This is a genomic window from Shewanella sp. SM23, assembly GCF_025654295.1.
GTDB lineage: Bacteria > Pseudomonadota > Gammaproteobacteria > Enterobacterales > Shewanellaceae > Shewanella > Shewanella oncorhynchi.
On the sequence record NZ_JAKKRM010000002.1, the window covers coordinates 97,361 to 119,118 of the forward strand.

The following is a 21,758-nucleotide window of genomic DNA, read 5'->3' on the forward strand; positions in this document are numbered from 1 at the left end:
TAGCGTTTGTGTAATCAGCTCGTAGCTGCTGCTAGATCAGCTCCAAAGTGGACAATACAAAGATGCCTAAGGTGCACGTGATCAGCGAGCAGACTGTGGTTAGCGCAATAATATTGGCCGCAAGGGGCGCATTGCCACCCATGGCGCGCGCCATCACATAGCTTGCGGCTGCGGTGGGTGCAGAACTCATTAAAAAAACCAGTGCTAACTCAATCCCTCGATAACCCAACAGCAAGGCCCCAATAGTGATAAAAAGCGGGGCAAAGATCAGTTTCAATGCGGTCGAGAACCAAGTTGTATGCTTTTCATGTTTGAGTGAACCAACATCGAGCGAACCGCCGGTACACAGTAGCGCTAATGGGAGGGTCATATTGGCAAAGTATTGTCCCGCATCGAGCACCATTTTCGGTACTGGAATAGCAAGCAAATAGAAAAAGATGCCTGCCATAATGGCAATGATCAACGGGTTTTTGGTGATGGTCTTGATGATCACGCCAAATGCACGTTGGCTGGATTCTTCGCCTTTAGGGCTTAGGCAAATAACCGCTTGAATGTTATACAGCAGCGTCATCGAGGCAACATAGACCGCGGCTAAGGCAACACCAGAACTCCCATAGGCGTTGGAAACATAAGCTAAGCCGATAATGGCGGTATTGGCCCGAAAACCCCCTTGAATGATCACTCCTTGGTCTTTGTGCTTGGGAAATAGCCGCCCAGTTGCATAGGTGGAGAGTAGAAAAAACAGGAAATTGGCTGCTAAACCATAGCCAATTAAGGGCGCGCTGGAGGCGAGATCGTGATTGGAACTAATGATGCTAAGGAACAGCAAGGCTGGCAGCGTCACGTTAAAGACTAATCTTGATGCAACATCAATAAAGTTTTCATTGATGACTTGGGTGCGTTTTAGGATCACTCCGAGCGCTAACATCAAACAGATTGGGCCCGTAATCGAGGCCGAAAACAGCAACTGCTCAACGATATTTCCCATAACGACTCCTCGAGTTATTCATTTAGCACTGCGTCGATTTTAGACTTGTCACTGATATGAATGTCACATTGCCGTGAATATCTTGTCGATAGAAATACGAGTTTTAACTCGGTCTCTTAAACCACTCAGTTAAAATTAAATGGCTTAAACTCAGTCTTTTAAAAGACTGAGTGACACTCGGCACCACGAATCGGCTCAAACAATCGATACCAACAAATAAGGCCACATAAAATGCGGCCTTATTGATTTTTCGAGCGTTATCTAGCGCAGATTACTTAACCCGCATGCCAGGCTGTGCGCCTTCATGGGGTTCTAAAATCCACAGATCGCTGCCACCAGGGCCAGCGGCCAAAACCATGCCTTCTGACATGCCAAAACGCATCTTACGTGGTGCTAAGTTAGCGACCATCACAGTCAACTTACCTTCGAGATCTTCTGGCGAATAGGCCGATTTGATCCCAGCAAACACTTGGCGTGTTTCGCCACCGATGTCGAGTTGTAACTTGAGTAACTTGTCAGCGTCAGCAACATGCTCGGCTTTCACGATACGAGCGATACGCAGGTCGATTTTCGCAAAATCATCAAAGTTGATGGTCTCACTGATAGGATCGTTAACCAGAGGCTCACTGCTGACATTAGATGATTCAACCGTTTTTTCGGGCGCAGCCGTCTTTGGTTCATCGGCCGTGACTTGCAGGTTATCCTTAGAGTCGGCAACCATAGCATTGACTTTATCGAGCTCAACACGTTGCATCATAGCTTTGAATGGAGCTATTTCATGACCCGCTAAATCTTGGTTCAATGCATTCCAAGTGAGCGGTAGTTGGAAGAAGGCTTCCACATCTTGGGCTAAACGTGGCAATACAGGTTTTAGATACGTCACGAGAATACGGAACAGATTCAAGGCATTTGAACACACTTGATGGGCCGCTTCCTGTTGATCATCGTGTTTCACCATTTGCCAAGGTGCTGCATCGGCTACAAAACCGTTAGCAATATCCGCCAGTGCCATGATTTCGCGCATTGCTTTGCCGTATTCGCGGCCTTCGTAAAATTCGGCAATCACATCTTGCTTGGCTAGAAACGCTTCAGTCAGGATGGTGTCGTGAATTTTCGCTAGCTTGCCATCGAAACGTTTAGTGATAAAACCTGCGGTGCGCGAGGCTAAGTTCACTAGCTTACCGACTAAGTCTGAATTCACGCGCTGGGCGAAATCTTCGAGATTTAAATCTAAATCGTCGATACGGCTGCTGAGTTTGGCGGCGTAGTAGTAACGTAAATATTCAGGATCTAAATGATCTAAATAAGTTCGCGCCTTGATGAAAGTGCCTTTGGATTTTGACATTTTAGCGCCGTTGACCGTCACATAGCCGTGGGCATAGACGCTGTTTGGCTGACGATAACCTGAGCCGTGTAACATGGCTGGCCAAAACAGACTGTGGAAGTAGACTATGTCTTTACCGATGAAGTGATACACCTCGGCGGTTGAATCTTTGCCCCAGAATTCCTCAAAGCTCAGCTCAGGGCGTTTGTCACAGAGGTTTTTGAACGAACCCATATAACCGATAGGCGCATCTAGCCAAACGTAGAAATACTTACCTGGCGCATCGGGAATTTCGAAACCAAAATACGGTGCATCACGGGTGATATCCCATTGCTGCAGACCTTGCTCGAACCATTCGTCGAGTTTATTGGCCATTTCGACTTGCAGGGCACCAGAGCGAGTCCACTCTTTTAGCATGCCTTCGAAGGCGGGCAGGTCGAAGAAAAAGTGCTCAGTGTCTTTCATCACTGGTGTCGCACCCGATACCGCTGATTTTGGATTGATGAGCTCAGTTGGGCTGTAAGTCGCGCCGCAGGCATCACAGTTATCGCCGTATTGGTCCGGTGACTTACACTTAGGACAAGTGCCTTTTACGAAGCGGTCTGGCAGGAACATGGATTTCTCAGGATCGAACAGCTGAGAAATACTCTTGCTCTTGATATAGCCATTGGCACGTAGCTTGAGATAAATATCACTCGCCAGTACGCGGTTTTCATCACTGTGGGTGCTGTGATAGTTATCGAAGGCGATATTGAAATCGGCAAAATCCTGCTGATGTTCTTTGTTCACTTGGGCAATCATGTCTTCTGGCGCTATGCCTAATTGCTGTGCTTTAAGCATGATTGGCGTGCCATGGGCGTCATCGGCACAAATATAGTGGCACTCATGTCCACGAAGCTTTTGATAACGCGACCAGATATCTGTCTGTATGTATTCCAGCATGTGACCTAAATGTATCGGTCCGTTTGCATAGGGAAGTGCGCTGGTCACGAGAATTTTACGTTGTGAAGTTGCCATCTTGTCTCAAATATCGTGGTGGGCCAAAAATATTGGTAGAGATACTAACCGATTACAGGATGATTTTCATCAAAACCTGAGCCAATTGAGCTAAATCTGCGCTAATGTTTTCTGCATTATCTGGTACACTTGGGCAAATTTATTGGTGGGGGTAATTCTTTTGTCTTCAACTCAAACTGATTATCGTCTGAATGACGATCTTCTCGGGCCAGTTCTGGCTATTCTCGATTCATTTGTTGACCCGTATCTCGCGAAAGGGTTAGTGAGCGCAGGATGCGTAAATAAGCTGGCATTGGAAGGTAAGCGTTTGCAGCTTGGCTTAGTCTATCCATACCCTTGTATGACTCAGTATCGCGACACTGTCATGGCGCTGACGAATAAGTTAGCGGTGCTCGATGCTATTGATGAAGTCGAGTGTGAAATCGATTTTCAACCTAAAGCCTACTCAGCGTTATCTTCTATTGCGCCGATTGCCAATGTGAAGCAAGTGATTGCCGTAGCCTCAGGTAAGGGCGGCGTGGGTAAGTCAACCACAGCGGTGAACTTAGCTTTGGCATTAGCGGCCGAAGGTGCGCAGGTGGGTATTCTCGATGCCGATATTTACGGCCCGTCAGTGCCTATGATGTTAGGTATCCCTAATTTCAGACCGCTTTCCCCCGATGGCAAACATATGACAGCCGCCAGTGCCCATGGTATTGCCGCGCAGTCGATTGGTTTTATGCTCAGTGGTGATGAAGCTGCCGTGTGGCGTGGCCCAATGGCCGCGGGCGCGTTGGCCCAGTTACTGAATGAAACACAATGGCCAGAACTGGATTATTTAGTCGTTGATATGCCACCAGGCACAGGGGATATTCAGCTCACGTTATCGCAAAAAGTCCCTGTGAGCGGCGCTGTTATCGTGACTACACCGCAGGATATCGCGCTGGCCGATGCCAAGAAGGGCATCAATATGTTCCAGAAAGTGAACATTCCTGTGCTGGGTATTGTCGAGAACATGAGTTTCCATTTATGTCCTGAGTGTGGTCATAAAGAACATCCATTTGGAACACACGGCGGCAGTAAAATCGCTGAACGCTATCAAGTTCCACTGTTAGGCGCTTTGCCGCTGCACATCAATATCCGTGAAGCCATGGATAATGGTGCGCCGACCGTCGTTGCCGATCCCGACAGTGAAGTCGCAGCTCTTTATCGGGAAATTGCCCGTAAAGTGGGCGCAGAATTGGCTTTAAAACAAAGCCAGAAAACAGTTTCTATTAGTGTTTCAGATGACGAGTAAGGTTTAAGGGTATGAATTCTCAGCAGTGTGTCATTATTGCAATTGCTGGCGCGTCAGCATCGGGCAAAAGTTTAATTGCCAAAACGATTTTTGACGAATTGCGCCGCGATTTAGGCACAGATCAAATTGGGGTAATTAATGAAGACGCGTACTATCGCGATCAGAGTCATTTATCCATGGATGAACGGGTATTAACGAATTACGATCATCCAAAAGCGCTGGACCATCAACTGCTGTGCACGCATTTACAGTTGCTCAAGTCTGGCGAAGCTGTTGATATCCCTTGTTATAGCTATACAGAACATACTCGTACTGCAGAAACCTTAAAGATGACACCGAAAAAGGTGATCATTTTAGAAGGTATCTTATTGCTGACCGATCCTAAGTTACGTGCGCTGATGGACGCGAGTGTGTTTATGGACACGCCGCTGGACATTTGTTTCCTACGTCGCTTAACCCGTGATGTGGCCGAGCGCGGCCGTACGATGGAATCTGTGATTTCACAGTACAAGAAAACCGTGCGTCCTATGTTCTTACAGTTTATCGAACCCTCGAAACAATACGCCGACATTATCGTTCCCCGTGGCGGCAAAAATCGTATTGCGACCGATATTTTAAAGACTCGTATCCAACATTTACTGGCAAAATAACGACATAAAAACTCAAGGAGTAATAGGCAAGATGCGCTTAACCGATATCGAAATTGAACAGGCCCTTGATAACGGCACTATCGTAATAGAACCTCGCCCAGGCATAGAAGCTATTTCAGGCGTCAGTGTTGATGTGCGCTTAGGTGGACAGTTTCGCGTCTTTAAAGATCATACCGCGCCTTTTATCGACTTGAGTGGTCCAAGTGCTGAGATGCAAGCGGCGCTCGATCGGGTGATGAGTGAGATTATCGAAATCCCCGATGGCGAAGCATTTTTCTTGCATCCTGGCGAATTGGCTTTGGCTGTGACTTACGAGAGCGTAACTTTACCTGCTGATATCGTCGGTTGGCTTGATGGCCGTTCGTCTCTAGCGCGTTTAGGCCTGATGGTACACGTAACGGCGCACCGTATCGATCCGGGTTGGCAAGGTAAAATTGTGCTCGAGTTTTATAACAGCGGCAAGTTACCTTTAGCTTTGCGTCCACGCATGACTATAGGTGCGCTTAACTTTGAACGCTTAAATCATGCGGTTGCACGTCCTTATAACACTCGTAAGAGTGCCAAGTACAAAGATCAGCAAGAAGCGGTGGCTAGCCGTATCAGTCAGGACTAACACGCGTGTTCTGGGTGAATGGCGCATCGCAGGCAAGTGTCGACCCTTCCGATCGAGGGCTTGCCTACGGTGATGGTCTGTTTGCAACGATGCGAACGGACGCTGAGGGGATTATGTTTTTTGAAGCCCACCAAGCCCGTTTAACCGCAGGCGCCGCAAGGCTTGGATTTCAATGGCAAATGAGTGAAGCATTGCAACAGCAACTGAATACCTTAGCCATTGAATATCCTCATCATTGTATTAAGTTAATAGTTTCCCGTGGTGCTGGTGGCCGTGGCTATACACCGCCAGAAACTGTTAATTCTACCGAAATCGTCTCAGTTCATACTATCCCCGGCCATTATGCTCAGTGGCAGCAACAGGGGATTAGCCTTAAAACTTCGTCGGTACGATTGGGGGGGCAGCCTCTGTTGGCAGGGATGAAGCATTTAAATCGACTCGAACAAGTTTTGATTAAATCACACTCTTTACCGCAGGGATTTGATGACTGGTTAGTCAAAGATATCGAGGAGAATGTGATTGAATCTTCGATGGCGAATCTGTTCTTTATCAAAGATAATCGCATTATCACGCCTTCATTAGCCCTGTGTGGCGTGGCGGGTGTGATGCGCGAACAGATAATGTTGGCCTTGCTTGAACAGAACATGAATATCGAATGTTTGCCCGTTGGCGCAGAGCGTTTAATCGAATTTGACTCAGCGTTTATCACTAACAGCGTTTTAGGGATTGTGGATGTACTGGCGATAGACTCGCTCAAGTTCACCCGTGCTCCGATTACCGCGCAACTTAGACAGACACTTTCACTTACTCTATGAAAAAAATCATTATTATCGCCAGTTCAACCCTGTTGACCTTGCTAACCTTAGTCTGTTTGGCTGCCTTTTGGGGCTATCAAACGGTTGTCGAATACAGTCAAACGCCGCTGAGTCTCAGCGAGCCTAAAGAGTTGAAGGTTGAACGCGGCACCAGTGTAAATCAACTGGCGCAGCAACTTGCCGATGACGGCGTTATTCAAGATACGTGGAAACTCAAGTGGCTGCTTAAGTTCCGTCCTGAGCTTGCCAAAATTCGCACAGGACTTTATGAAATATCACCTTCACAAACGATTACTGATTTACTCAATGATTTGATCGCCGGCAAAGTAAAAACCTTCAGTTTGACCTTAGTTGAAGGTAAAACTATTGTGGAATGGGAACAACAGCTTACCAGTGCTCCGCATTTACAAATGTCACCAGAAGCTTTTGCAGCGGTATTGATGGCACAAGGCGATGATTCTGGTTTGCCTGAAGGAAAATTCTTCCCCGACACTTATCATTATACCGCCGAGGCGGATGCTAAAGTCATGCTGACTCAAAGCTATAAAATGATGGAGCAGGAGCTTGCCAAAGCGTGGGCAGAACGGGCGCCAAATTTGCCGTTAAAATCGCCCTATGAAATGCTGATTTTGGCATCGATAGTCGAAAAGGAAACCGGCCAAGCCCATGAGCGTGAGCAAATCGCCGGTGTATTTGTTAATCGTCTTAACCTAGGTATGCGTCTGCAAACCGATCCGACCGTTATTTACGGCATGGGTGATCGCTATAAGGGTAATATCACCCGCAAAGATTTAGTCGAAGAGACGCCTTTTAATACTTATCGTATCTTTGGATTGCCGCCAACGCCGATAGCTGCACCGAGTAAAGCCTCATTGATGGCCGTGTCTAAGCCCGCCAGTGTGAGTTACCTTTATTTTGTATCGCGCAACGATGGCACCCATGTGTTTTCAACCACACTTGAAGAACACAATCATGCTGTAGACGTCTATCAGCGTAAGACAAAACCAGCGACGCCAGAAAAATCACCAAAGTAAAAATGCAGAGAAAGAAAATCCAATGTCAGTTTTTGCAAAATTTATCGTTATTGAAGGCTTAGAAGGCGCAGGTAAGTCGAGTGCGATTAACCTTATTCGCGACTTTATTGAAAAGCATACGGGTAAAGCGCCGATTTGCACCCGCGAACCGGGCGGTACACCATTGGCAGAACGTATCCGTGACTTAGTCAAAATTGCCGATGCGACCGATCCCCTGTGCGACGAGGCCGAGTGTTTACTCATCTATGCCGCCAGAGCCCAGTTGGTTGCCAATGTCATTAAACCTGCGCTTGCAAAGGGTCAGTGGGTATTGGGTGACAGACACAATCTATCGTCATTGGCCTATCAAGGTGGTGGCAGGGGCTTAATGCCGTTAGTGGAAGCGGTGAGCACTGCAACACTAAAGGGATTTAAACCCGATCTTACTTTGTACTTAGATTTAGATCCTAAGCTTGGGCTTACCCGCGCCGCTAAACGTGGTGAGCTTGATAGAATTGAGCAACAAGCGATTGATTTCTTTGAGCGAGCACGCGCTACATATCTCAAACTTGCCAGCGAAGACGACAGTATTGTGGTTATAGACGCGAGCCAAACTATGGCCGAAGTGCACAAAGATATCTTAGCCGTGCTTCAGGCGATGGTATGGTAGCCGAGTCCGGATTTACGGCTGAGCAATTACCTTGGCTCGAAGGGCCAAGGCAGGCATTTTTAGCGCAATTAGCGCGTCAAAAAATACCTCACGCACAACTCGTGGGCATTGATTCAGCCTATGGCGGTGAGTTGCTGAGTGTGTTTATGGCGCGCGCGGCTATGTGTTTGCAGCCAACGCCTGTGGGAGCGTGCGGTTTTTGTAAGTCTTGTCAGCTCTATGATGCGGGCAATCATCCTGATTTTTATCATATCGCCGCCGATGGCAATCAAATTAAAGTCGATCAAATTCGTGAGCTGTGTACGCGTCTGACAGCCACCGCACAGCAAAGTGGCAGGCGTGTAGCGATTATCCACCACAGCGAGCGTCTTAACTCCGCTGCCGCGAACGCACTCCTTAAAACCCTTGAGGAGCCTGGTAAAGACACCTTACTGATTTTGCAGTCGGATACGCCTGCACGTTTGATGGCGACGGTTAGCAGTCGTTGTCAACGCATTCCTTTTGTCGTTCCGAGTCGAGAGGTCATCAAAAACTGGCTTGCCCAGCGATGTGGTATTCAAGAGGATGTAACTTGGTGTTTGAGTGTGGTGGGTGGGCCGTTAAAGTTGGCTGAGAGCTTGCGGTCTGAGGGTAGCCAACAGAGTCGGTATCAATCTTTGCTACAATTTCGCAAAGATTGGGCACAAAGTTTGTCGTCTGGTCATCTGTGTGCTAGTTTGTTAATAATAAGTGAACAACAAATAATTGATGTTCTTAAGGTTTTGTACCTACTTATACGACAGGTTTTACTGAAAAATAGCCATCAAGATGCGTTTGTTCATGCGCAGCTCGGGAATTTGGCGGCTAAGATCATGGGAATGTGTCATAGCTTAACCACAATGCCGAGCGTCAATTATTTGGCCCTGTGTCAAAGTTATGTCTTAGAATATAGAGAGATAACAAATAAGTAATATGCCATGGTAGATCTCGTCGTTAATTTTGATACTTTACATCAGTTATATCGTGCCTATATGCCTTTTATTAAGCCGGCAGGATTATTTATTGCGACCAGTGAAAGTCATTATCTTGGCCAACCGCTGACGATTGCGTATCGTTTACCCGGCGCAACTCTCACTAATGAATTTCGTGGTGTTGTGGTGTGGATTAATCCCTTAGGAGCGTCGGGTGGCCGCCCTGTGGGGATTGGCATTAAAATTATTTCTGAGCCAGATAGCCATAAACACCATATCGAAAAGTTACTGTCCCGCGAACTCGCCTCTGGCGATTTAACCTGTACTATGTAGGTTAGCCTGCATTATTGCTCTGGTTTAAACGTCTGATCACTGCCTAAACTGACTATTTACTTCTGTTGAATTTGACCTCGATCCCTTGGCTGGGTATCCTTGTCGTCCTCTGTTACTCTGCTTGGAAATCCTTGTGCTTATTGATTCACACTGCCATCTCGATCGCCTCAAAGCGGCGCCTGATCAACAAACCTTAGAACATATTCTTACTAATGCTAAAGCCCGTGGCGTGGACTATATGTTGTGCGTGAATGTACGCCAGCAAGGATTTGAATTGATGCGAGATAAAGTTGCAGCCTTCGAACAGGTATTTTTGTCATCGGGTGTGCATCCATTAGACGTTAAAGAAGGCCTCGATGTTGAGCAAATCCGCCGCTTTGCCACCGATCCTAAAGTGGTCGCGATTGGTGAAACGGGGTTAGATTATTTTTATGCAGACGACACTAAGCTGTTGCAACAACAATGTTTTGAGCAGCAGATTGCCCTTGCGGTAGAAGTGAATAAACCTTTAATTGTCCATACCCGTGATGCACGTGAAGATACGATCAATATGCTTAAGCAGGGCAACGCGGATAACGTTGGCGGCGTGCTGCATTGCTTTACCGAGAACTGGGAGATGGCGAAAGCGGCGATTGATCTCGGCTTTTATATTTCGGTTTCAGGCATAGTCACTTTTAAAAATGCGGGTGATCTGCGAACCGTTATTCGCAAAGTGCCTCAGGATCGTCTGCTAGTTGAAACTGATTCGCCTTATTTGGCGCCGATCCCACACCGTGGACAAGAGAATCAGCCTGCCTATGTGCGTGATGTGGCTGAGTTTGTGGCAGAGCTTAGAGGTGAGCGTTACGAAGATCTTGCTGAATACACCAGCAATAACTTCTTTAATTTATTCAAAGATGCAGCGCGTTTAGTTGGCCGTTAGCAGCAAGTGCTTTGACCCATTTTATGCGATTGCGTGATTGTTAGCGTACAGGCATAAAAAAAGGCCCAAAACGATGAAAGCTGTTTGGGCCTAGGGGAATGGCTCGTTGAAGAGCCGTGCGCTACAGGTGAAAGCGCCATGCAGTGCGCTTTACAATAGACTCAGTGTAGTCGAGCTTTTGTCTTATAGTCGCGCTCACTTTCCCCTTTTTTAGGTTATTTATCGCTAAAAAACAGCGAAATTATAACGATTTTGTCTGTTCTGGTAGCAGTAACACTTTATCTTTCACTAAGTCTCTGGGTAGGTTGTTTTTTAACTTATTGCCTAAATGTTTCGCCATGCCTAATGGTGCTCCGCTATAACAGACGATCACTTCACCTTGAGCTTTCACTGCGGTGTTTAGGGCAATATCTCGCCCCATCAAATATTCTTTCGCTTCAACATCGCTCACATCGACCGTTTTTGCGGTTGGGCTGAGTTGTTTTCCTGCTAATGCAATAATCGCTTCATGGCGGACTTTAAAGCCGTGTTTACTGTTATCGGCGAGTTTAATACCAATGCGCTGAAAGCGCATACGGCCGATAAAAGCGTTGAATTCATGCGGAAATAGCCAGAATTCATCATCGCGAACCATGATGAGTTCGTCTGGTAAGCTGATGCCTAAATCCTGCTGAAAATAGTCTTTGATCCCTTGGGCTTGTTTCGCTGATGCGGGCGTGAAGGGAAAGTTTTTCTGTAGTTTAGGCTCAGGCTGTAACCGTGGCACTGAGGCCGTTTTTGTCAATTTAGCGACAAAGAAACCTTCACTGTCGTAAATCTGTGGCCAGACATGTAAGAAGCCTTCGGGCGTTGTAGCTCGATCTGCGCCATCAAATAAATCGCTTAAGGATTCAAATTGCACCGCATCGCCGTAGACTTGCTTTAAATACTCGCACACGCCTTGGTTTTCGAGGCGGTTTAAGGTGCAGGTTGAGTAGACCAAAATGCCACCGGGTTTCAGGGCGAGAAACGCCGATTCGATTAAGGCTTTTTGGGTTTCGCTAATCGCCAGCACATCGTCTAGGCTCCAGTGTTTTAGTGCATCGGCGTCTTTACGCACTGTGCCTTCACCGCCACAGGGCGCATCGATAAGCACGGCATCAAAACTTTCGTACAGGTATTCGCCAAATACACGGCCATCGAAATGAGTGAGGGCGCAGTGGCTCGCACCCATGCGCAGCACATTGGCGTGCAATACTTTCACGCGGCTCGCCGAATACTCATTTGCCACTAATAAGCCTTGGTTTTGCATTAATGCGGCCATTTGAGTGGTTTTTGAACCCGGCGCGGAGGCAAGATCGAGAACGCACTGCCAATGTGCATTCGGTGTAAAAAGTGCGGTCGGCGGCAACATAGAGCTGGCTTCTTGAATGTAGAATAGGCCCTGAATGTGCTCTAAGGCATTGCCGAGTTGTTCTTCTTCGTCGTAACTGATCCAAAATCCGTCTTCACACCAAGGAATAGGATCGAACGTCCAGCCCTTAGGTTGCATCAAGGTCTTAAAGTCGTCGCTGCTGATTTTTAAGGTATTGACCCGAATTGAACGTCTAAGCGGCCTGTCGCAGGCGGCAATAAACTCGTCCATGGATAAATGGGCGGGGAGTTCTTGGGTGATTGTATCGATAAAATTTTGATTTAATTGGACCATTGATTTCATTGAACCATAGGAAAATAGACTGTGTATCAACTGGCGCGAGTATATCATAATCCCTTATTGGGTCTGAGATTTTCTCCCGAGCAGCCAAGGCTGCTATTGTGATTTAATGTTTATACTTTGACGATTTCAGCGATATCAGAATGAGTCGCCATAAAGCTAGCACTCAGTAGCCATGAGCTAATAGAATAAAAACAAATAAAAATAAGGGGATTAGCGTGCTGAATCGCGTGTGGTTGGCTTTTTTTATCACAGCATTGCTTGCAATAGCAGTGCAGTTATTCAATGGACATATAGAAGTATTATCGGCTTCGGTCGCGGCTTTATTTGCAAGTGCTAAGCTTGCCGCTGAAATTTCTCTTGGGCTGATTGGCGTGCTTTCCCTCTGGATGGGATTGATGCAGGTAGGAGAAAAGGCTGGCGTTGTCGGCGCTATTGCCTTTGTGTTTGAGCCATTACTGCGCCGTTTGATGCCTGAAGTGCCCAAGGGGCATCCGGCCTTTGGCAGTATCACAATGAATTTAACAGCGAATATCTTTGGGTTAGATAATGCCGCTACACCACTTGGTTTAAAGGCGATGCATGATTTACAGAGTTTAAATCCGCTAAAAACCGTGGCGACTAATGCGCAAATCTTATTTTTAGTACTCAATACTTCCTCTGTGACCTTAGTGCCTGTGACGGTATTCCTTTACCGTGCCCAGCAAGGTGCCGCTGCGCCTGCAGATATTTTCTTACCGATTTTACTGGCTACTTCGGCATCGACATTGGCGGGCTTGCTGGTTGTGGCGTTAGTGCAGCGAATTTCATTATTAAACTCAGTGGTGCTCGGTTATGGCGCCTTGATGCTCTCAGGGTTAGTGGCGAGTGGTTTTTATCTGATGACTTTAAGTGCTGAGGCCATTGGCACTGTGTCGACGGCAATGGGCAATGGTATTTTGCTGTTATTGGTATTTACCTTCGTGATTGTTGCGGGCATTCGCAAGGTGGCGGTTTATGATGAGTTTATTGAAGGGGCGAAGGCGGGTTTTGCTCAATCTATCCAGTTGATCCCTTATTTGCTTGCTATGTTATTAGCGATTGGTTTACTGCGTGCATCCGGCGCCTTGGATTATCTGTTGCACTTGATTGCCACTGGTGTGCGGATATTAGGTTTTGATACGCGTTTTGTCGATGCTATGCCGACCGCGCTGATGAAACCTTTTAGTGGCTCAGGCGCCAGAGCCATGATGCTTGAGACAATGGATCACCACGGAGTAGATTCCTTTGCGGGTCGATTAGCGGCGATTTTTCAGGGTAGCACTGAAACCACTTTCTATGTTCTCGCTGTGTATTTTGGTTCTGTGGGTATTCGCCATGGACGCCACGCCTTGGCTTGCGGTTTAACCGCGGACTTTGCGGGGATCAGCGCCGCGATTGCTGTTTGTTATTGGTTTTATGGATAAGGGGGCTAGAGTATTGAGCGACCTAGAATGTCTCAATAACATTGCGAGAGAAGCTAAAAATAAATCAGGCGCATTATGCGCCTGATTTATTTGTAAGAGCTTTAACATTAGTGCGTTGGTGTAAGTATTTTGATGAAAAGAATTACTGGGCTGGTGCCCATTGCTGCCATTCGTTTTCGGCTTTGTGTTGCAATCTTAATACAGTGCCCGTCGCTAAATGATTACCCTCTTGAGTCGTGTCCTTAGTCGCCACATTGATGCCGCCAGCGAGTAAGGTTTCCAGCGAGCCCGCTTCGATTTGGGCACCTGAGAAGAGGCCAACATCGACTTTAATCCCTGAGACATCCCAGAACTGACTGCTTTGATTCACTAAGTGACTGTACTGTGCCTCGATATGGGCCTGCATCAATACACTATTCCCCTGTGTCGATAGGCTATAACCGTCGATTTGACCGACTTTAATCCCTCTGAAGAAGATAGGTGTGCCGACTTTCATTGAGCCTAGGCTAGTATCTTCTAGAATGAATTTCAGCGCATCTTCGGCAACATTGGCATAGCTGCTGGCAGCGAGGTTGGCAACAAACTGGGTCGCTTTTTGACTACTCTTACCCGGTAAGACTCCTATGTAAGGACCTGTGATCAGCGTTTCTGGCGCTTTGATCCCCGCCAGAGAAATTTGTGCATCCACTAAATGATATTCACAGTCACTGCGGCTGAAATGTTCGGCATATTCCCCGTAGAGATATGCGCTAGCTGTGAGTGTATTGAGATCCGCATTGAGCTTCACCTGCGACACTTCACCCACTTGATGACCTTGATAACGAATCGCTGCCTTGGCCGTAAGCTTGCTGGAGGCGGGTAATGTGAGGCGAATTGCCTGCGCCTGAGTTAATGCCAACTGCTTGCTCTCATAGAGTTTTAACGGGATTGTATTGCTCACTTTGTCATTGCTATCAAGCAGTCCCAGACTGATGCTGCCCTTTAATGCTCCTTGTAGCGGGGCAACGGCGACATCAATACCGGCAAGACTGGCACTGATATCCACGGCGCTGTTACGCCAGAATACTTTTGGCTTTTTCAGCAAGGGTTGAAACTGTTTGTCGATAGCGAGCTTGATAGTGAAGTCTTCGGTTTTGCTTTGCCAGTTCACTGAGTCAACTGTGCCAATTTGCATTTTTTTATAGTAAATCGGTGAGCCTTGGCTGACATCGGCGCCATCTTGACTGATTAACGTTAAATGCACTTGCTGCTGACGATCATAAAAAGCTGTCGCGGCATCCACAGAGCTAAAGAGGGTCAGAGCGCTGTTAGCAGCTAAAGGTGTGTCGCTGTGACCTTGGATCAAGCTAACGGCACCTTGAGTGAGCGTTGTAAAATCCCTTGCTTTGACTGAGACACCGTCTAACGATGCGTTTACCGTTAATGCTGACTCAGGCACAAAATAGCTGTCGCTGCGTATTAGACTGGCAAACTCAGGTTGTAGCTCTAGTTGGTATTCCACTGCCGATAAATCTTTGGTTAACTTAACCGCAAGCACTGAACCGATGGGTATTTGCTTGAAGCGAACTTGAGCGCCCGATGAAATGCCCATGTTTTCGGCTGAGGTTAAGGTCAAGAAACGCTTCTTCGATTGCAGTAAATCAGGTGCCTTTGATTGTAAGGCAAAGCTGCTTGGTACCGCGCTTTTGGTGTTTATGCCTGGCAGGAAGTTGATCACGCTACCTGTCAGTAAACGTTCTGGATTCTTAATGCCTGAGAGGGAAATATCAGCACCTTCAAGCCAAAACACCCCGTCGTTAGTTAACAGTGAACCGTATTGAGGTTCAAACTTAGCCACGGCTGTAACACCATTGGACGTGAGTTGTTTACTTAAAATACTGCCAATGCTCATGCCGCGATAAACGATGCGGGTACCTTTGTCGACACCGTTAGCATCAGCCATGGTTAGGTTTATTTCTATGCCGCCAAGGGCGGTGGTTTCTGAATCATAAAGCGAAAAAACGTCACCGTTTTTAGCTATGTCTGCTTTATCGTCAGAGCTGAAACTCACGCCGCCAGCCAGAATGGACGCCAAACTCTCTGAACTGACTTTAACTCCAGTTAGTGAAGCATCAATTTTGACGCCAGAAACATTCCAAAAGTGAGAATTTTTCTTCACTAATCGCGCGTATTGCTCTTGAATGAAAGCGCTGATAATGACTCTTTGATTGCCATCTAAACGATAGCTGACCACGCTACCCACAGGGATTTGGCGGAAAAATATTGGCGAGCCAACATCGAGCGAACCGAGTTTATCGGAGGTCAATTCGACCATCACACCTTCTGAGCCGATTTGCATCGGCGGCGGTTGGCGTTCTGCTTCAAAAAAGGTCGAGGCATTACCTTTCCCTGGTTGGATGGCAATATAGTTACCCGAAAACAGCGCATCTAAGCCTTCAACACCTGTAATACTTGCTTTAGGTGTGACAAGCCAGAAGAGGGTTTCTTTATTCAAGAATGGCTTAGCGCGGTAGTCCATCATGACCTTGACGTTCACGCCTTTGAGATCTTCATCTATGCCAATGTCTTTAACTTTACCGACAGTCAAACCTTGGTATTTGACTAAGGTTTTACCCACATCAATCCCAGTGGCGCTCGGAAAGTGAATTTGAATTTCAACCCCCGATTCTTTAATGCTCTTAATGCCCAGCCAAGCACCTAATGCCAACGCGACAATAGGAAGCAGCCAAATGGGCGAAAAGAGTTTTTTCTTTACAACTTTCGGCGATTCAATTTGTGTCATCTTGAGGTTCCAATCGATCCCAGAGTAAACGAGTGTCTAAAACTTTTGCGGCTAACTGAGTTAACAGAATAACCAAGGCAAATGCGGTAGCCGCAGGCGCAGGTTTCGCGTCGAGTAATTGTCCCATGTTCACTAATGCCACTGTGATTGAGATGACAAATAAATCGAGCATTGACCAGCGGCCAATCCATTCGATGATGTGAAAACCCACCATCAATTTCTTTTTTGAAATCGGAATGTCAAAGCTGATCGCACACAGATAAATGGATAAGCCGATGATTTTAATCCATGGTACTAAAATACTGGCGGTAAACACTATGATGGCAATAGGCAGCATATCTGAATGCACTAAATGCAAAATGCCTGAAAAAATGGTGTCGTGCCGCACTTGCCCTTGATTGGTCAGCATAGTAATAGGGTAAATGTTGGCTGGCACCAGCAAGATGGCAGCAGTAATCAACAAAGCCCAACTTTTTTGCAGGCTGGAATAGTCCCTGACGTGCAACTCAGTTTCACAGCGCTGACAGTGCGTGAGTTCACTGCTGTTGAGTTGGCGACACACTTTACAGAGACATAGGCCGATATCTTTACCTTGTTGTTTCATATCAGCTATGACCTTCCAATAACGTCCACATATGTTCTAAGTCGTATTCTCTTTGTAGAAACAAGGTCACGAGAAACAGCATAGTGAAGCAAAATGTGCCCATACCAAAATAAATGTCCGAAAAATCAGATAGCTGAAATGATGAAACTAAGAAGCTGATCACATAAATTTCCAGCATAGTGAGCTGCGATAAGACGCCATGAAATTTTAACAACTGCTTCAATGAGTTACGCCAAAAAAGGCTACTCAATCCCCATTTCACAATTAAAATCTGTGTCAATATCGATAACAGTAATAAGCCTGGACCTATCACAGCTGCGGCAAGTACGGCGACACCTACAACCCAATAGCCTTGGTCAAATACTGCAAATGCCCCTTGGAAAACCGTGGTAGTACGAATACTGCCGAAAAAGTGGATCTCGAGTACGGGTAAAAAATTAGCAGGGAAATAAAACACTAATGCCGAAATACATAGGGCTAACATACCATTCACGGAGCAGTATGGCGTGTCATAAAGTGCAGTGCTGCAACGAGGACAGATTGCTCTAACGCCGCTAGGCAAGGCACGTTTGCGGACTGCTAAATCGCAGGAGCGGCATAGGGTTACTGAATTTTCTGCTGCGTTTTCATGCATATAAAAATATATATTAGCCTAATAGGAGTAATAACAGCGAGAACGGTGCAAAGTGTCGTGCTAGTTAGCTGTTCAGCCACGTCTAGCGCTTTATAATCTTGGCAACGAAAGTACGCTAATAATATCAGATTAATCAGAACACTTGCATCACAAGTTCAATCTATGTCACTCTAGTTACTGTATATAAAAACAGTGCGAGGGCAGTCATGGCAGTAATAACGCAGTTTGTCGTGGTCAGAGAAGGGGTTGAAAAGATGACATTCACATCTAAGAAGGAGGCTGATGCCTACGATAAGATGCTCGATATCGCCGATAACCTTATCCCCTTCATTCAAAAAGCTGATTTGGGTATAGATGAAAGTGTGGGCGAAAAGCTCGCATTCTATTTTGCTAACAATAAAGATGAGCTGACGAACTTGCTTAAAGGCGCCGTTCAGGTTAATAGTACGCCAACGAATCCGCCTGCAGCGAAAAAAGCGGCTAAAAAGACCGAAGCAGCAGAATAAAATTGTTAGGAAATGTAATGAAATCGAAATTTTATGAGTCACTTAACCGTCAAGCCTTGGCCTTGTTGGAAGGGGAAGATGACCTTGTTGCGGCGATGGCGAATTTTTCAGCCTTGCTCAATGATAATTTAACTGAGCTGAACTGGGTGGGATTCTACGTCATGCGTGGTGAACAACTGGTTCTTGGTCCGTTTCAAGGTAAAGTGGCTTGTACACGCATTCCGTTAGGAAAAGGTGTGTGTGGTACAGCAGCATTCACTAATCAAACTCAGCGAGTGGCCGATGTCCATCAATTTGATGGTCATATTGCCTGTGATTCTGCCAGTAATTCTGAAATCGTTGTGCCAGTTCGTGCGCAAGGTAACGTGGTTGCCGTGCTCGATATTGACAGTCCTATCTTCGATCGTTTCGATGAAGAAGACCAAAAGGGGCTGGAATTACTGGTTAAAAGTTTTGAAAACTGCCTATTTGATTAATTTGCGTACAATAACGCATAATTCATAGTCGCAATCGGTGGCGTGCGCCTTATAATATGCGCCTGCACGCATTAAGCTGGTTTGATTGGCATGCAATGAATAAGCTTAGTGTTTTGAGCTGACAAAATTTGTTAAGGTATATTTTTTAACTTTAGTAAACGCGGCTAGGATGCTAATTTGTACGTTGACTCAATATTGAGTTTAACGAAGATAAACGACATGTAAGAAGCTGATATATATCACCTCGAATCGATGTCCCTTTTTGACTGTGGAAGTAATGATGGAATCAACAGAAAAGTTGACCGACACCAATGCAATTTTGGCGTATTTGTATGAAACATTTCCTTTGTGCTTTATTGCTGAAGGTGAAACTAAGCCATTAAAAATCGGATTGTTTCAAGATTTGGCTGAAAGGTTGGCTGATGATTCTAAAGTCAGTAAAACTCAGCTCAGAGTTGCCTTGAGACGTTACACCAGCAGCTGGCGCTATTTAAAGTGCGTTAAAGCGGGCGCACAACGCGTAAACCTGGATGGCGAACCTTGCGGCGAGTTAGAGCAAGAGCACATTGATCATGCTCAAGCCATGTTGAAAGAGAGTCAGGATAAGGCCAAAGCGAAACGTGCAGCACTTGCACCTAAGCCTGCGGCGAAGAAAGCACCTAAAAAGGTGGCCGTTCCTCAGCGTCCTAAAACTGAGCGTCCTGCTAAGCCTGCACCAAAAGCTGCAGCGCCAGTCGTCAATTATGTTCAAGCACAATTGACTGATTTAACGAAAAAACAACGCGTCAATGTTAAATTAGGTATGACACCCGTAGCCGGTGTGATTACTGACATTAACAAGGAAGATATTCATGTTCAGCTTGATAGTGGCCTAACGATTAAAGTTAGAGCAGAACATATCCTGCTGTAATCATTTATTAAAACGGAGTAACTTGTTGATGCGAAAACTCACTTTGGCTACCTTGATCGCCACTGTTTTTGTCGGATTCTCGGCTTGGGCCGTACCACCCACGATTCAAATCAGCGAGTTACCCACTCTCAAGCAGGAAGCGCAACATAAGGTTGCGAGCAAAAGGGTAACGGACTTATACACTCGTTCGCACTATCATAGATTCAATCTCGATGACGCCTTTTCTGCGCAAATTTTTGATCGTTATCTGCAGCAGTTGGATTATCGCCGCAATGTGTTAACCCAAGCGGATGTCGATAGTTTTAAACCTTATGCTACCCAATTCGATGACATGCTTAGTTCTGGTGAACTTGAGCCTGCCTATAAAATGTTTGATATCGTCCAAAAGCGCCGCTATGAAGGCTTTGTCTATGCTTTATCTCTATTAGATAAAGAGATGGATTTTTCTGCGCCCGGTGATGCCTATGAGTACGACCGCGATGAGGCCGCATGGCCAAAAGACCAGACAGAAATTAATGAGTTATGGCGTCAACGTGTTAAATACGATGCACTAAATCTTAAACTCACAGGTAAGCAATGGCCTGAGATTGTTGATATCCTCCAAAAGCGTTACAACAACGCTATTAAACGGTTGATTCAAACTAACAGTGAAGACGTGTTCCAAGGCGTGATGAATGCCTTCTCTCGTAGCATTGAGCCACATACAAGTTACCTTTCACCACGCAATGCTGAACGTTTCCAAATGGAAATGAACTTGAGCCTTGAAGGCATTGGTGCTCAACTGCAACTCGAAGACGATTACACTGTCATTAAAAGTTTAATTACTGGCGGCCCTGCTGCGGGCAGTGAAAAACTGTCACCGGAAGACAAGATTGTCGGTGTCGGTCAAGAAGGCGGTGAAATTGTTGATGTGATCGGCTGGCGTTTAGACGACGTGGTTGATCTGATCAAAGGTCCTAAGGGCAGTAAAGTTGTTTTGCAAATTTTACCGAAGAAAGGCGGTTCGAATGCGAAGCCGTTCGACGTTACCTTAGTTCGCGACAAAATTCGTCTTGAAGATAGAGCTGCAACCTCTAAGGTGATTGAGCCTAAAGACGGTGAGTATGCTAATCGCAAAGTCGGTGTGATCCAAATTCCTGGTTTTTATATGAATTTGTCGCAGGACGTTGAAAAAGAGCTAGTGAAGTTAAACGACGCCAAAGTAGAAGGCATAGTCATCGACCTTAGAGGTAACGGTGGGGGGGCATTAACGGAAGCCGTGCTGCTGACGGGACTCTTTATCGATATGGGCCCTGTAGTGCAAATTCGTGATGCCGATGGACGAGTGTCTGCGCATCGTGATAACGACGGTAAAACCAGTTATGCAGGACCATTGACTGTGATGGTTGACCGTTACAGTGCTTCAGCCTCTGAAATTTTTGCTGCCGCATTGCAAGATTATGACCGTGCACTGATTGTCGGTGAGTCGAGTTTTGGGAAAGGCACAGTACAGCAGCATAAGAGCCTAGGCCGTATCTACGACATGTATGAGAAGCCAATTGGCCATGTGCAGTATACGATTCAAAAGTTCTACCGTATTAATGGTGGTAGTACACAGATTAAAGGTGTGACCCCCAACATTGCTTACCCAAGTGCGTTGGAGCCGGGCGAGTACGGTGAAGCTGAAGAGAAAAATGCTTTACCTTGGGATAAAGTGCCAATGGCGCAATATGGTACGCTTAATGATGTTACGCCTGAGTTAGTGACTAGCCTTGAATCTAAGCACCTTAACCGTATAAAAAACAGCGTAGAGTTTGCCTATATCAATCAAGATATTGCCGACTTTAAAAAGCATCACAAAGAGAAAACAGTATCTCTGGTTGAAAGTGAGCGTATTGCTTCCCGCGAAGCCGATGAGAAAAAAGTCCTCGACAGAACAAACGAGCGTCGAGTCGCCAATGGTTTAGCACCGGTTAAATCAATGGAAGACATTAAAGACGACGCTGAATTGCCAGATGCATTTTTAGACGAAACCGCTTATATCACCTTAGATATGGCTGATGTGCAAAAAATGGCTAAAACTAGTGCTAAGTAGGCGCTAGTCGAGTCGATTTATCCGATATCAAAACGCGCTTATGGCGCGTTTTTTCTTATTTAG

The 21,758-nt window shown here is 46.2% G+C and carries 20 protein-coding genes; 14 read left to right on the forward strand and 6 right to left on the reverse strand.

Annotation, left to right across the window (positions count from 1 at the left end; all coding sequences use genetic code 11):
* Nucleotides 1-31: 31 nt before the first annotated feature.
* Complete coding sequence (locus L5L98_RS03580; protein WP_263138589.1) at nt 32-988, reverse strand: AEC family transporter; 957 nt, start codon at nt 986-988, stop codon at nt 32-34.
* A gap of 271 nt (nt 989-1,259) precedes the next feature.
* Nucleotides 1,260-3,329, reverse strand: a complete 2,070-nt coding sequence (gene metG, locus L5L98_RS03585; RefSeq protein WP_028759745.1) for a methionine--tRNA ligase — start codon at nt 3,327-3,329, stop codon at nt 1,260-1,262.
* Between the two features lie 160 nt (nt 3,330-3,489).
* Here metG and apbC point away from each other — a divergent pair, with 160 nt between their 5' ends.
* The 9 genes from apbC to L5L98_RS03630 all read left to right on the forward strand — a co-directional run bounded on the left by apbC (nt 3,490) and on the right by L5L98_RS03630 (nt 10,571).
* Nucleotides 3,490-4,605: an iron-sulfur cluster carrier protein ApbC gene (apbC, locus tag L5L98_RS03590; protein WP_006086266.1), complete on the forward strand. Its 1,116-nt coding sequence runs from the start codon at nt 3,490-3,492 to the stop codon at nt 4,603-4,605.
* A gap of 11 nt (nt 4,606-4,616) precedes the next feature.
* Nucleotides 4,617-5,255 carry a uridine kinase gene (gene udk, locus L5L98_RS03595; protein ID WP_028759746.1) on the forward strand — a complete coding sequence of 213 codons (639 nt, stop codon included), beginning with the start codon at nt 4,617-4,619 and terminating at the stop codon, nt 5,253-5,255.
* 31 nt (nt 5,256-5,286) lie between these two features.
* Entirely contained in the window at nt 5,287-5,868 is a 582-nt protein-coding gene (dcd, locus tag L5L98_RS03600; RefSeq protein WP_028759747.1) for a dCTP deaminase, read from the forward strand.
* A 5-nt stretch (nt 5,869-5,873) separates the two neighbouring features.
* Nucleotides 5,874-6,683 carry an aminodeoxychorismate lyase gene (gene pabC, locus L5L98_RS03605; RefSeq protein ID WP_263138593.1) on the forward strand — a complete coding sequence of 270 codons (810 nt, stop codon included), beginning with the start codon at nt 5,874-5,876 and terminating at the stop codon, nt 6,681-6,683.
* Entirely contained in the window at nt 6,680-7,717 is a 1,038-nt protein-coding gene (gene mltG, locus L5L98_RS03610) for an endolytic transglycosylase MltG (RefSeq protein ID WP_263138595.1), read from the forward strand. Before pabC ends, mltG begins: the two co-directional genes overlap by 4 nt.
* 22 nt (nt 7,718-7,739) lie before the next feature.
* Complete coding sequence (gene tmk, locus L5L98_RS03615; protein WP_263138597.1) at nt 7,740-8,366, forward strand: dTMP kinase; 627 nt, start codon at nt 7,740-7,742, stop codon at nt 8,364-8,366.
* Entirely contained in the window at nt 8,360-9,316 is a 957-nt protein-coding gene (gene holB / locus L5L98_RS03620) for a DNA polymerase III subunit delta' (protein ID WP_263138599.1), read from the forward strand. Before tmk ends, holB begins: the two co-directional genes overlap by 7 nt.
* Nucleotides 9,317-9,322: 6 nt before the next feature.
* Complete coding sequence (locus L5L98_RS03625; protein ID WP_028759752.1) at nt 9,323-9,649, forward strand: PilZ domain-containing protein; 327 nt, start codon at nt 9,323-9,325, stop codon at nt 9,647-9,649.
* Between the two features lie 133 nt (nt 9,650-9,782).
* The gene (locus L5L98_RS03630; RefSeq protein WP_263138603.1) at nt 9,783-10,571 is read left to right on the forward strand and encodes a TatD family hydrolase; all 789 of its coding nucleotides are present in this window, start codon (nt 9,783-9,785) and stop codon (nt 10,569-10,571) included.
* Between the two features lie 241 nt (nt 10,572-10,812).
* On the opposite strand, the gene rsmF is transcribed toward L5L98_RS03630, so the two are convergent.
* Nucleotides 10,813-12,258 (reverse strand): 16S rRNA (cytosine(1407)-C(5))-methyltransferase RsmF, encoded by a 1,446-nt coding sequence (gene rsmF / locus L5L98_RS03635; protein ID WP_263138605.1) that lies wholly within the window; start codon nt 12,256-12,258, stop codon nt 10,813-10,815.
* Between the two features lie 224 nt (nt 12,259-12,482).
* Between rsmF and L5L98_RS03640 the strand changes: the two genes are divergently transcribed.
* Complete coding sequence (locus L5L98_RS03640) at nt 12,483-13,709, forward strand: nucleoside recognition domain-containing protein (protein WP_131523339.1); 1,227 nt, start codon at nt 12,483-12,485, stop codon at nt 13,707-13,709.
* A gap of 142 nt (nt 13,710-13,851) precedes the next feature.
* Here the strand turns inward: L5L98_RS03640 and L5L98_RS03645 are convergent, their stop codons facing one another.
* From L5L98_RS03645 to L5L98_RS03655, 3 genes are read right to left on the reverse strand one after another with little or no spacing between them, the layout of a single operon-like run.
* Nucleotides 13,852-16,491, reverse strand: coding sequence for a PqiB family protein (locus L5L98_RS03645; RefSeq protein ID WP_263138608.1), 2,640 nt, complete (start codon nt 16,489-16,491; stop codon nt 13,852-13,854).
* Nucleotides 16,478-17,095, reverse strand: a complete 618-nt coding sequence (locus tag L5L98_RS03650) for a paraquat-inducible protein A (protein WP_105252657.1) — start codon at nt 17,093-17,095, stop codon at nt 16,478-16,480. Before L5L98_RS03650 ends, L5L98_RS03645 begins: the two co-directional genes overlap by 14 nt.
* Before the next feature lies 1 nt (nt 17,096).
* Nucleotides 17,097-17,729 carry a paraquat-inducible protein A gene (locus L5L98_RS03655; protein ID WP_028759758.1) on the reverse strand — a complete coding sequence of 211 codons (633 nt, stop codon included), beginning with the start codon at nt 17,727-17,729 and terminating at the stop codon, nt 17,097-17,099.
* Nucleotides 17,730-17,935: 206 nt separating this feature from the next.
* Between L5L98_RS03655 and L5L98_RS03660 the strand changes: the two genes are divergently transcribed.
* The 4 genes from L5L98_RS03660 to prc all read left to right on the forward strand — a co-directional run bounded on the left by L5L98_RS03660 (nt 17,936) and on the right by prc (nt 21,695).
* Nucleotides 17,936-18,235 carry a YebG family protein gene (locus tag L5L98_RS03660; RefSeq protein ID WP_105252655.1) on the forward strand — a complete coding sequence of 100 codons (300 nt, stop codon included), beginning with the start codon at nt 17,936-17,938 and terminating at the stop codon, nt 18,233-18,235.
* A gap of 17 nt (nt 18,236-18,252) precedes the next feature.
* Complete coding sequence (locus tag L5L98_RS03665) at nt 18,253-18,711, forward strand: GAF domain-containing protein (protein WP_028759760.1); 459 nt, start codon at nt 18,253-18,255, stop codon at nt 18,709-18,711.
* Nucleotides 18,712-18,991: 280 nt separating this feature from the next.
* Nucleotides 18,992-19,621: an RNA chaperone ProQ gene (gene proQ, locus L5L98_RS03670; RefSeq protein ID WP_028759761.1), complete on the forward strand. Its 630-nt coding sequence runs from the start codon at nt 18,992-18,994 to the stop codon at nt 19,619-19,621.
* Nucleotides 19,622-19,649: 28 nt separating this feature from the next.
* Nucleotides 19,650-21,695 (forward strand): carboxy terminal-processing peptidase, encoded by a 2,046-nt coding sequence (gene prc, locus L5L98_RS03675; RefSeq protein ID WP_263138612.1) that lies wholly within the window; start codon nt 19,650-19,652, stop codon nt 21,693-21,695.
* The last annotated feature ends 63 nt before the right edge of the window (nt 21,696-21,758 follow it).

Bases quoted from the DNA above. Each gene is read 5' to 3' on its own strand.
- dcd (WP_028759747.1), top strand. From the start codon at position 5,287: ATGCGCTTAACCGATATCGAAATTGAACAGGCCCTTGATAACGGCACT.
- L5L98_RS03645 (WP_263138608.1), bottom strand. From the start codon at position 16,491: ATGACACAAATTGAATCGCCGAAAGTTGTAAAGAAAAAACTCTTTTCG.
- prc (WP_263138612.1), top strand. From the start codon at position 19,650: ATGCGAAAACTCACTTTGGCTACCTTGATCGCCACTGTTTTTGTCGGA.
- L5L98_RS03655 (WP_028759758.1), bottom strand. From the start codon at position 17,729: ATGCATGAAAACGCAGCAGAAAATTCAGTAACCCTATGCCGCTCCTGC.
- L5L98_RS03580 (WP_263138589.1), bottom strand. From the start codon at position 988: ATGGGAAATATCGTTGAGCAGTTGCTGTTTTCGGCCTCGATTACGGGC.
- udk (WP_028759746.1), top strand. From the start codon at position 4,617: ATGAATTCTCAGCAGTGTGTCATTATTGCAATTGCTGGCGCGTCAGCA.
- L5L98_RS03625 (WP_028759752.1), top strand. From the start codon at position 9,323: ATGGTAGATCTCGTCGTTAATTTTGATACTTTACATCAGTTATATCGT.
- metG (WP_028759745.1), bottom strand. From the start codon at position 3,329: ATGGCAACTTCACAACGTAAAATTCTCGTGACCAGCGCACTTCCCTAT.
- L5L98_RS03650 (WP_105252657.1), bottom strand. From the start codon at position 17,095: ATGAAACAACAAGGTAAAGATATCGGCCTATGTCTCTGTAAAGTGTGT.
- L5L98_RS03660 (WP_105252655.1), top strand. From the start codon at position 17,936: ATGGCAGTAATAACGCAGTTTGTCGTGGTCAGAGAAGGGGTTGAAAAG.
- tmk (WP_263138597.1), top strand. From the start codon at position 7,740: ATGTCAGTTTTTGCAAAATTTATCGTTATTGAAGGCTTAGAAGGCGCA.
- holB (WP_263138599.1), top strand. From the start codon at position 8,360: ATGGTAGCCGAGTCCGGATTTACGGCTGAGCAATTACCTTGGCTCGAA.
- L5L98_RS03665 (WP_028759760.1), top strand. From the start codon at position 18,253: ATGAAATCGAAATTTTATGAGTCACTTAACCGTCAAGCCTTGGCCTTG.
- mltG (WP_263138595.1), top strand. From the start codon at position 6,680: ATGAAAAAAATCATTATTATCGCCAGTTCAACCCTGTTGACCTTGCTA.
- rsmF (WP_263138605.1), bottom strand. From the start codon at position 12,258: ATGGTCCAATTAAATCAAAATTTTATCGATACAATCACCCAAGAACTC.
- proQ (WP_028759761.1), top strand. From the start codon at position 18,992: ATGGAATCAACAGAAAAGTTGACCGACACCAATGCAATTTTGGCGTAT.